The organism is Kluyvera sp., assembly GCF_965301105.1.
Window position 1 is genome coordinate 1 of the sequence record NZ_CBDKZX010000101.1, and the last position, 10,746, is coordinate 10,746.

Genomic DNA, 10,746 nt, shown 5'->3' on the forward strand with positions numbered 1-10,746 from the left:
CCTTCAACGAGCCGATTGTGCCGGTGGAAGGCGGCTATCTGTATGACTTCCACTATCCGTGCAAAAAAGACGGCAAGCTGGCCGCGCAAGTGGCGTTTAACATCATGCTGGCGCACGCCAAAGCGGTGCAGTGCTATCGCGAGCAGACGCTGGCGGGCGAGATTGGCGTGGTACTCAACCTGACGCCGTCCTATACCCGCAACGACTCAGCGGAAGATAAAAAAGCGGCGTGGTACGCCGACCTGCTGTTTAACCGCAGCTTCCTCGACCCGCTGGTGAAGCACCAGTTCCCGAAAGAGCTGTGCGAGCTGCTGGCGGTGCATAACTGTCTGCCGGAAACCACCAAAGACGAAGTCTCGCTGATTACCGACTCGCGGATCGACTTCCTCGGCGTGAACTACTACGTGCCGCGCCGCGTGCAGGCGCGCGAAACGCCGTACACCCTCGACTACTTCACACCGGAGTACTACTTCGAAAACTACGTTGATCCGAACGGCCGCTTTAATCCATACCGCGACAACAACGAAATTCATCCGCAGGCGATCTACGACATTGCCACCAATATTCGCGACAATTACGGCAATATTAAGTGGTATCTCGCCGAAATTGGCATCGCGATGGATCTGCAATCCGAAGGGCCGGTCCAGGCGGATGGTGTGATTGACGATGGCTTCCGTATTGGTCTGATGGAAGAGCATCTGGTGCAGCTACACCGCGCCATCGCCGACGGGGCAAACTGCTTCGGCGTACATCAGTGGACGTTTATCGACAACTGGTCGTGGCTCAACTCGTTCAAACGCCGCTACGGGTTTTACCGCCTCGACCTTGAAACCGGCGAGCGGCAGATTAAGCGCAACGGGCTGTGGTTTAAGGCGCTGGCGCAGAGTAACCAGTTTACCCTCGAATAACGCCGCCATCCGGCAATGTGCCGCATCGTGCCCGATGGCGCTACGCTTATCGGGCCTACGCTTATACCGGGCCAATCCCCTGCAACAGCACCGCCAGCGCGTTGCCGACAATCATCTCCGGCGTCAGCATCGCCAGTCGCTCGTCTTTACGCATCCGGGAAAAGGGCACCAGCACCAGGCTTAACAGGGTGGTAAACAGCAGTTCCGCCGAAAGATGCGGATTGACCTTTCCTTCCTCCTGCCAGCGTTTCACCATCGCTAACGTCGCCTGATACTTCTCATCGCCAAAACGCGCGTGAAGATGCTGGCGCAATACCGGCATCTCGCCGATCACTTCCTGCATCCACAGCGGGGCGAACCACTCGTACTGCGCTGCAAGTGTCGCCAGTTTCTTGACCATTTCTGTCAACGCTTGCACCGGTTCGTCAGGATAATCGCCAAACACACCGCCAATTTCGGCACGCAGCGGTAAAAATCGCTCTTCGATCATCACATCCAGCAATTGCTCTCGTGAATTAAAGTAGTAGTGCAGCATCGCTGGCGTGACCCCCGCTTCGCGGGCGATCGCATTCAGTGATGTGCGCGCAACGCCTTGCTGGGAAAACAGCTGCAAAGCAATATCTATCAGCTGTTCACGCTTGTCGGCATCGGGCTTGCTGCCGCGCGGACGACCCGGTCTACGCGGTTTAAGGTTATCTTTTTGTGCTGGCATAGAAACGGGATCCCTTGACCTCTTAACGATCTTCAATAAATATTAATTATGCATTTAATTAATTTCAAGTGAGGACATGATGGCGTCCGATATGACGACAAACGTGCAGCCGCAGCAGGCTGGCGTGACCTCAATTCGTCTGCTGTTCAGCGCGCTGCTGCTGGTGATGCTGCTCTCCGCACTCGACCAGACCATCGTCTCGACCGCGCTACCGACCATTGTCGGCGAGCTGGGCGGGCTCGACAAGCTCTCGTGGGTCGTGACGGCCTATATCCTCACCTCCACCATCGTGGTGCCGCTGTACGGCAAATTCGGCGATCTGTTTGGCCGCAAACGGGTACTGCAAATCTCGATTCTGCTGTTCCTCGCCGGCTCAGCGCTGTGCGGTCTGGCGCAGAATATGACCCAACTGGTGCTGATGCGGGCGCTGCAAGGGCTTGGCGGCGGCGGGCTGATGGTGATCAGCATGGCGGCGGTGGCCGATGTGATTCCTCCCGCCGAACGTGGCCGCTACCAGGGGTTATTCGGCGGCGTATTTGGTCTGGCGACGGTGATTGGCCCGCTGATCGGCGGCTTTATCGTCCAGCACACCTCCTGGCGCTGGATTTTCTACATCAACCTGCCGTTGGGGCTCTTTGCGCTGTTTGTCATCGGCGCGGTATTCCATGCCAGCAACAAACGCAGCCAGCATCAGATTGACTGGCTGGGGGCGATTTACCTGACCCTGGCGCTGGTGTGTATTATTTTGTTCACCACCGAAGGCGGTACGGTGCGCGAGTGGAGCGACCCACAGCTGTGGTGCATTCTGGCCTTTGGTCTGGTGGGTATCGCCGGGTTCATCTATGAAGAGCGGCTGGCGTTTGAGCCGATTATCCCGCTTTCGCTGTTCCGCAACCGCAGCTTCCTGCTGTGCAGCCTGATCGGTTTTATCATCGGTATGTCGCTGTTCGGCTCAGTCACCTTCCTGCCGCTCTATTTGCAGGTAGTGAAAAACGCCACGCCAACGGAGGCTGGCTTACAGTTGATTCCGCTAATGGGCGGGCTGTTGTTGACCTCAATTATCAGCGGCCGGGCCATCAGCCGCACCGGTAAGTACCGCATCTACCCGATCGTCGGTACCCTGATGGGCTGCATCGGGATGGTGCTGTTGACGCGCATTACCATTACCTCGCCAACCTGGCAGCTGTATCTGTTTACCGGCGTGCTGGGGATGGGGTTGGGGCTGGTAATGCAGGTACTGGTGCTGGCGGTACAAAATACGGTCAGCGCCAATCTGTACGGCGTGGCGACCTCCGGGGTTACGCTGTTCCGCTCTATCGGCGGTTCCATCGGCGTGGCGCTGTTTGGCGCGGTGTTTACTTCGGTACTGCAATCACGGTTGATGAGCCTGTTGCCGGAAGGCGCTGCCATCCCGCAAGGGATGAACCCGGTGGCGATTCACCAGCTTCCCGCGGCGATTCGTACCGACTACCTCACCGCTTTTGGCGCGGCGATCCATGCGGCGTTCGTCATGGCGGCCTGCATTATGGTGGTGGCGTTTGTGCTGTCGTGGCTGCTGAAAGAAGCGCCGCTGAAAACACGGCACGCGTAGAACAGTGCCGGATGGTGCTGCGCTTATCCGGCCTACAGATCGGAGTAGGCCGGATAAGGCGTAGCCGCCATCCGGCAGCCCTTACAGCGCCTTCGTCAGATAGTGACGCGCCATCCCCGCCAGCGGGAAATCCTCCAGCGTCTTCACCAGCTGGTAGCCCTGCTTCTGATAAAACGGCAGCGCCTGGAAGCTGATGGTGTCGACCAGCGCGTGCAGACAGCCTTTCTCCCGAGCAAGCGCCTCAGCACGTCTGATAAGCTCACTGCCCACCCCGTCACCGCGCGTCGTTTCACACACCCACAGATAGTCGATGCTGAGCCAATCGCCTTTGCGCTGGCCAATCAGACCGCCGCGCATCACATCCTGCTCGTCGCGCAGATAAACGCAAATATCGCCCCACCCAGAGGCATCAATAAACTGGCGGTTGTACGCCCGCAGCCCGGTGAGCAATTCCTCTTTGTCTTCCTGCGTAATAACTTCTTTAATAACAAATGGCATATTTATTCCTTATTTTTATTGGCCGACCTGATTAATTTCACAAAAAACGCTTTTTTTCTCCATTCTTTTTTGCACAACGTAAAAAAGAAAAAATCCGTATTAGAAAATGCTTTTCATCGGACGCTCACTACGTATAATGAGCGAAAAATGAGAACGATCATTCTCACTATAAATTCTTACGGAGACATGCATGACCAGCAAGCTGGAAGCCCGGCAAAAAGCCCGCCAGGACGAGATCATCGCCGCTGCCCGCCGCTGCTTTCGCAACAGCGGTTTTCACGCTGCCAGCATGTCGCAGATTGCCGCCGAAGCGAAGCTGAGCGTTGGCCAAATCTACCGTTATTTCAACAATAAAGACGCGATTATTGAAGAGATGATCCACCGGATTATCGACTATCGGATCGCCGAGATGGCGGGAAAAACCCAAACCCATCTGATGCCACACATGCTGGCGTGGCGTATGTCGTTAAACGAAGATGACGATGCGTTAATGCTGGAAATGGCCGCTGAAGCGACCCGTAATCCGCAGGTGGCCGCCTGGCTGAAAGAGGCCGATGCGCGCATGTTCAATACCGCCTGCGAGCACCTGCGTCATACCTACCCGCACCTCAGCGAAACCCGTATTCGCTGCTGCGTCGAGGTGATGGCGGTGATGGTGGAAGGGACGATTTACCGTCGACAAATTCCCCAGCAGGCCGCCGCAGAGGACATGGAAATAACGTATCAGAATATTATTAAGATGCTCGTCTCCGTTTAGCCATTCTTTTTGTAAACGTCAGGATCTTTATTTCATCGTCGCCGTAACCCGGCGGCGTAGGCTTTTTTGCCACGATGACACTCTTATTTACCGAACGGGGTTAACGCTAACCCCTCCCGAATATTGCAAAAGGAGCTTTCATGCCGCGTGTTTCCCTGTCATGGGTCGTGGTGCTGGGTCTGCTTTCCGCCATTGGCCCACTCTGTACCGATTTTTATCTCCCGGCGCTGCCGGAAATCACCGAGCAACTCAGCGCGACCGGCACGCAAACCCAGCTATCTCTCACCGCTGCGCTGATTGGTCTTGGCCTCGGCCAGATGTTCTTCGGCCCGCTCAGCGACCGTATCGGTCGCCGCAAACCGCTGGCACTGTCGCTGCTGTTATTTATCTTCTCTTCCGCGATGTGCGCCGTCACTCAGGATATTCACCTGTTGATCGGCTGGCGTTTCCTGCAAGGTTTCGCCGGGGCGGGCGGCTCGGTGCTGTCGCGCTCGATCGCCCGCGACCGTTATCAGGGAACCCTGCTCACCCAGTTTTTTGCCCTGCTGATGACCGTCAACGGCATCGCCCCGGTGCTCTCCCCGGTACTCGGCGGCTACATCATTACCGCCTTCGACTGGCGTATTCTGTTCTGGACGATGGCCGGAATTGGCGTGGTGCTGCTGGTGTTAAGCCTGACGGTGCTGCATGAAACGCTGCCGGCCAAAAGCGCCAGCACGGCGCAGCAGCCAAAGGGAACGCCAGTACTGAAGAATCGTCGGTTTATGCGCTACTGCCTGATTCAGGCCTTTATGATGGCCGGGCTGTTCTCCTACATCGGCACCTCGTCGTTCGTTATTCAGAGCGAATACGGCATGAGCCCCATGCAGTTCAGCCTGTTGTTTGGCCTGAACGGTATCGGGCTGATTATTGCCGCGCTCATTTTCTCAAAACTGGCGCGCCGTGTGGCCGCTGAAACGCTACTCCGCCGTGGCCTGGTGCTGGCGGTACTGTGCGCGGCGGTGACGCTGCTGTTCGCCTGGTCCCAGTTGCCTGTTCTGGCGTTGGTCGGCCTGTTCTTTACGGTATCGTTTATGAGCGGGATCAGCACCGTTTCCGGCGCCGAAGCGATGAGCGCCGTCAGCAGCGCGCAGTCGGGCACCGCGTCGGCGTTAATGGGCACGCTGATGTTCGTCTGCGGCGGTATTGCGGCACCGTTGGCCGGATTGGGTGGCGAAACCATGCTGAAAATGAGCTTCGCAATGACCATTTCCTATGCTATCGCGCTGTTTTTCGGTCTGCTGAAGCCACGCAGCGCACGCTAAAATTCACTGCGGTAATAAAATATTCCAATATTATTACCGTAGTTTTTCCCGCTATAGCTACAAACCCCACATTACCTCACTCGTCTAATCGTGATAACCTTCACATGAATGGAATAATTAATTCCTTATACTGCTCGCCACTGTGAATGATGAGGTTTCCTATGAGTATCGACCTGAGCAAATTGCTGACTGAACGGCGCAACGCGAACAGCGCCAACATTGACACCCTCTCCACCGAAGAGATGCTGACGGTAATTAACAACGAAGATCAGCAGGTTGCTCATGCCATCACGCCGTATATTCCGCAAATTGCACAGCTGGTTGACAGCGTCGCCAACGCGTTCCGTCATGGCGGCCGCCTGATTTACATTGGCGCGGGTACCTCCGGGCGTCTGGGGATTCTCGACGCCAGCGAATGCCCACCCACTTTTGGCACCCGCCCGGAACAAGTTGTCGGCCTGATCGCAGGCGGTCATACCGCCATTCTGAAGGCGGTTGAAAACGTCGAAGACAATGCCGCGCAGGGCGCAGAAGATTTACAGGCGCTGGGCTTTAACCAACATGACGTTCTGGTCGGCATCGCCGCCAGCGGCCGCACGCCGTATGTATTGGGCGCGATGGCCTACGCCCATCAACAAAACGCGCTGGTCGCGATCGTCAGCTGCAACCCTCACGGCGAAATGGCGCAGCGCGCCGACATCGCCATTACCCCGGTTGTCGGCCCGGAAGTGGTGACGGGCTCTACCCGCCTGAAGGCCGGTACGGCGCAGAAACTGGTGCTGAACATGATCACCACCGGGGCGATGATCCGCAGCGGCAAGGTCTACAGCAACCTGATGGTCGACGTTGAGGCCACCAACGCCAAGCTGATCGAACGCCAGATTTCCATCGTGATGGAAGCCACCGAGTGCGATCGCCCAACCGCGCAGGCGGCGCTGGATGCCTGCGGCCGCCACTGCAAAACCGCCATCGTGATGGTGCTGGCGAACTTGAGCGCAGAAGCAGCCAAACAGCTGCTGGCAGACAACGGCGGCTTTATCCGCAAGGCGCTGCAACACTAATCCATCAGACTGGGGATTTCGTAGAATGGCAAAAATAAATAAAGAGATGATAGCCCGCATTCTTACCCTGGTTGGCGGAGCGCCAAACGTGGTGCAGGCGGGGAACTGTATGACTCGCCTGCGCTTAACGCTGCGCAATGAAGCGCATGCCGACGTTGCCGCCATTCGTCAGGTGGAAGGCGTGATGGGCGTGGTGGTCAGCAACGAACAATTCCAGATTATCCTGGGGCCAGGCAAGGCGCAGACCGCTTCGGAGATCATGAACCTGCTGTTGGAAGAAGCGCCGCTGACGCAGGCTGATGAGGCTCAATCCAGCGCTTCGCTGGCCGATATCGCCAGCGCCAAAAAGCAGGAGCTAAAGGGGAAACAAACCAGTAGCGTGCAGAAATTCCTCGCGAAGTTCGCCACCATTTTTACGCCACTGATCCCCGGTTTTATCGCCGTTGGCCTGCTGCTGGGTTTCGCCACGCTCGCCGAACAGCTGTTCGTGCTGGAGAACGCCCATCCGAACGCCACGCTGGTTGATGTCATCAGCTACATGAAGGTGTTCAGTAAAGGCATGTTCACCTTCCTGAGTATTCTCATCGGCTATAACGCACAGAAAGCGTTCGGCGGCTCCGGCGTTAACGGGGCGATTATCGCCGCGCTGTTTATCCTCGGCTATGACCCGAAAGCGGCGGTCGGTTTCTATTCCGGCATCTCCGACTTCTTCGGCCACGCCATTGACCCCCGCGGCAATATCATCGGCGTGCTGATTGCCTCGATCATCGGCGCGTGGGTGGAAAAACAGGTACGTCGCGTTATGCCGGCCAACCTCGACATGATCCTCACGTCAGCCGTCACGCTGCTGATTATGGGGGCGGTGACTTTCGTGGTGATTATGCCTATCGGCGGTTACCTGTTTACCGGCATGTCGTGGCTGTTCCTGCACCTTAACGGTAACCCGTTTGGTTCAGCGGTACTGGCGGGGCTGTTCCTGCTGGCGGTGATGTTTGGTGTGCATCAGGGTTTTGTACCGGTGTACTTCGCGCTGATGGAAGCCCAGGGCTTCAACTCACTGTTCACTATTCTGGCCATGGCCGGCGCCGGTCAGGTCGGCGCGGCATTGGCGCTTTACTACCGCGCGAAACAGGGCTCGCTGCTGCGCACGCAGATTAAAGGGGCCATCATCCCCGGCCTGCTCGGCGTCGGCGAACCGCTGATCTACGGCGTCACCCTGCCGCGCATGAAGCCATTTGTCACCGCCTGTCTTGGCGGCGCCTGCGGCGGTTTCTTTATCGGCCTCGTTGCCTGGATGGGGCTGCCGGTCGGTCTGAACACGGTCTTCGGCCCGTCTGGGCTGGTGGCGCTACCGCTGATGACCTCCAACAGCGGAATCTACGCCGGGATGGCGGTCTACGCGGCGGGACTCGCCGTGGCCTACATTGGCGGCTTCCTGCTGACCTGGCTTTTCGGCAGTAAAAACGTCGATCTCAGCTAACCCTTTTGCCCCCGGCGCACCGCTGGGGGCACGCTTCCCGCCATGCTATGATGCCCGTCAGAGCAAAATAATATGACAGGGTTGAGGAAAAATGGGTGCCACCAGAAAAGGGATGCTTAACGTCTTAATTGCCGCAATATTGTGGGGAAGTTCCGGCGTTTGCGCGCAGTACATCATGGAACACAGTCAGATGGGCTCCCCGTTTCTGACCATGATTCGCCTGCTTTCCGGCGGTTTTATTCTGCTGACGTTCTCTTTCCTGCACGGCGACGGCATCTTCCGCATCCTGAAAAACCGTAAAGACGCGATAAGTCTGCTGATTTTCTCGCTGGTCGGTGCGATGACCGTTCAGCTCACCTTCCTGATGGCGATTGAAAAATCCAACGCCGCCACCGCCACCGTTTTACAGTTCCTGTCACCCACGATTATCGTGGCGTGGTTTGCCATCGTGCGTAAAGCGCGGCCGGGCCGCTTCGTCTTTGCCGCTATCGCCACCTCGCTTATCGGTACTTTCTTGCTGGTCACCCACGGCGACCCAACGTCGCTCTCGATCTCCGGCGCGGCGCTATTCTGGGGGATCGCCTCGGCCTTTGCCGCCGCGTTCTACACCACCTGGCCATCAACGTTGATAGCCCGCTACGGCACGCTACCGATCGTCGGCTGGAGTATGCTGCTTGGCGGCGCAATGCTGCTGCCGTTCTACGCAGGACAAGGCACCCACATCGTGATTACCGGTAACCTGCTGCTGGCCTTTTTCTATCTGGTGGTGATTGGTACCTCCCTGACTTTCAGCCTGTACCTGAAGGGCGCACAGATGATTGGCGGGCCAAAAGCCAGCATCCTCAGCTGCGCCGAACCGCTGAGCAGCGCGTTTTTGTCACTGCTGCTGCTCGGGATCAGCTTCACCCTGCCGGACTGGTTAGGCACGCTACTGATTTTATCCTCGGTGATACTGATTTCGCTGGACTCACGCCGTCGGGTAAAAACGGTATAGCGGGATTCCAGCTATAGTTAATTCACCGTATGAACATAAGGATATCCGTCATGAAAAAGATCTGTCTCGCTGCCTGCCTGATGCTGCCAGCCGTCGCGTTTTCCGCACCGCTCGAAGGCCTGAAGTTCGAACAGCAAAAACAGCAGGTGGTGAAAGACGTGAAGCAAAACTGCCCGGCAAACAGCGGGCTGAGCGATACCCAGTTTGCCAATCGCGTGCTGGAGTCGGCTGAGAATAAAACCGCGGTGCAGAGCGCCACGCGGGCGTTGGATAAGAACGATCGCGCGGCCTATGAGAAGGCGATAAAAACCATTCAGTGCCCCACCCAGAAATAGCAATAAGCAATCGTAGGCCGGATAAGGCGGAGCCGCCATCCGGCAACGTGTGCACAGCACACCTGATGGCTGCTACGCTTGTCAGGCCACCTCCCACCGCTCCCGTCTGTTGCCGCACTTGTTCAATTGATGCTCATTTCATCCTCAAACGACAATTTTCTGTGACCCAGGACGAAATAATTAGTCTCATAAGCATGAGAAATTGATGGGTATCACACTTCTAGCTTTTATGAATAGAAACCGGTTTCAGTTTCATATCAAATCACAATCGCAATAACTTTTTACATTTCGAGGATAGGCACCAATGTACAAGATTATGCTCCGCCGCTGAATTCCACAGCGTGCGTAAAAGATTTTAAAATGAACTTTCGTCATCACTCATGATTGAGCGATCCATTATTTCTGGACGCTAAATACGGTGGTCTCGCATGTTATTTATATGCTGGTCAATGAGGCCATGTATTAACCTTTGCTGCGCGCTTAAAAGGCGCTCAACAATGAACAACAAACAATAATTAATACCATCAACTGCACCATAAGCCGGAACCGTTAGTTAAGTAAGATAAATTTAACAGTAAGCATTGATATATTATTTCCGACCTCTTTTTATCATGACTTTAAATAGTTAGAGGATATTATTATGGTTAGGTTAGAGGATGCGGTAATGGAAATTATCATTAACGCGGGCCAGTCCAGATCGCTGTGCTTTGAGGCGCTGCACGCCGCACGTCAGGGTGAAATGGAGGAGGCCAAAAATCTCCTGCGGGAAGCCGATGGCTATGCCCGCCAGGTGCACCATATGCAAACCAAGCTTATTGAGCAGGATGCAGGTGACGCGCGTCAGCCCATGACCTTAATTATGGTACACGCGCAGGATCATTTAATGAATTCCCTGTTGGCACGTGAACTATCGGAAGAGATTATTCATCTTTACCAACGTTAATATTTAGGCATTCTGACTACGGAGATATTAATTACGCTAATTACTTAACTGTACCCTACGATATTAAAAATAAAATCAGCTTGTTTTGGTGGCGTCTTTTTATATTGACACCAGAACGGGATGGTTATTGTCTGAGAATATAATTAATTAATTTGAGATAACC

At 55.6% G+C, this 10,746-nt stretch carries 11 protein-coding genes; 9 read left to right on the forward strand and 2 right to left on the reverse strand.

What is annotated here, in order from left to right:
• A partial coding sequence (locus ACW14G_RS20550) for a glycoside hydrolase family 1 protein (RefSeq protein ID WP_455648748.1) occupies positions 1-908 on the forward strand: 908 nt, incomplete at its 5' end.
• Positions 909-969: 61 nt separating this feature from the next.
• Here the strand turns inward: ACW14G_RS20550 and ACW14G_RS20555 are convergent.
• Complete coding sequence (locus ACW14G_RS20555) at positions 970-1,620, reverse strand: TetR/AcrR family transcriptional regulator (protein ID WP_167574718.1); 651 nt, start codon at positions 1,618-1,620, stop codon at positions 970-972.
• A 91-nt stretch (positions 1,621-1,711) separates the two neighbouring features.
• On the opposite strand from ACW14G_RS20555, the gene ACW14G_RS20560 reads away from it, so the two are divergent.
• The gene (locus ACW14G_RS20560; RefSeq protein ID WP_249022560.1) at positions 1,712-3,211 is read left to right on the forward strand and encodes an MDR family MFS transporter; all 1,500 of its coding nucleotides are present in this window, start codon (positions 1,712-1,714) and stop codon (positions 3,209-3,211) included.
• An 81-nt stretch (positions 3,212-3,292) separates the two neighbouring features.
• On the opposite strand, the gene ACW14G_RS20565 is transcribed toward ACW14G_RS20560, so the two are convergent.
• Positions 3,293-3,709, reverse strand: coding sequence for a GNAT family N-acetyltransferase (locus ACW14G_RS20565; RefSeq protein WP_064540847.1), 417 nt, complete (start codon positions 3,707-3,709; stop codon positions 3,293-3,295).
• A 190-nt stretch (positions 3,710-3,899) separates the two neighbouring features.
• Here ACW14G_RS20565 and ACW14G_RS20570 point away from each other — a divergent pair, with 190 nt between their 5' ends.
• From ACW14G_RS20570 to ACW14G_RS20600, 7 genes are all read left to right on the forward strand, one after another.
• Positions 3,900-4,466, forward strand: coding sequence for a TetR/AcrR family transcriptional regulator (locus ACW14G_RS20570; RefSeq protein ID WP_064540843.1), 567 nt, complete (start codon positions 3,900-3,902; stop codon positions 4,464-4,466).
• Positions 4,467-4,606: 140 nt separating this feature from the next.
• On the forward strand, positions 4,607-5,770 hold the full coding sequence (locus ACW14G_RS20575; RefSeq protein WP_163449017.1) for a multidrug effflux MFS transporter: 1,164 nt from the start codon (positions 4,607-4,609) through the stop codon (positions 5,768-5,770).
• Positions 5,771-5,931: 161 nt separating this feature from the next.
• On the forward strand, positions 5,932-6,831 hold the full coding sequence (gene murQ / locus ACW14G_RS20580; protein ID WP_163449018.1) for an N-acetylmuramic acid 6-phosphate etherase: 900 nt from the start codon (positions 5,932-5,934) through the stop codon (positions 6,829-6,831).
• Between the two features lie 25 nt (positions 6,832-6,856).
• Positions 6,857-8,311, forward strand: coding sequence for a PTS N-acetylmuramic acid transporter subunit IIBC (murP, locus tag ACW14G_RS20585; RefSeq protein WP_167574713.1), 1,455 nt, complete (start codon positions 6,857-6,859; stop codon positions 8,309-8,311).
• Positions 8,312-8,402: 91 nt separating this feature from the next.
• Complete coding sequence (locus ACW14G_RS20590) at positions 8,403-9,305, forward strand: EamA family transporter (protein ID WP_167574712.1); 903 nt, start codon at positions 8,403-8,405, stop codon at positions 9,303-9,305.
• Between the two features lie 20 nt (positions 9,306-9,325).
• Complete coding sequence (locus ACW14G_RS20595; RefSeq protein WP_411908134.1) at positions 9,326-9,640, forward strand: YicS family protein; 315 nt, start codon at positions 9,326-9,328, stop codon at positions 9,638-9,640.
• Between the two features lie 640 nt (positions 9,641-10,280).
• Positions 10,281-10,583 (forward strand): PTS lactose/cellobiose transporter subunit IIA, encoded by a 303-nt coding sequence (locus ACW14G_RS20600; protein WP_249022559.1) that lies wholly within the window; start codon positions 10,281-10,283, stop codon positions 10,581-10,583.
• Positions 10,584-10,746 lie beyond the last annotated feature (163 nt).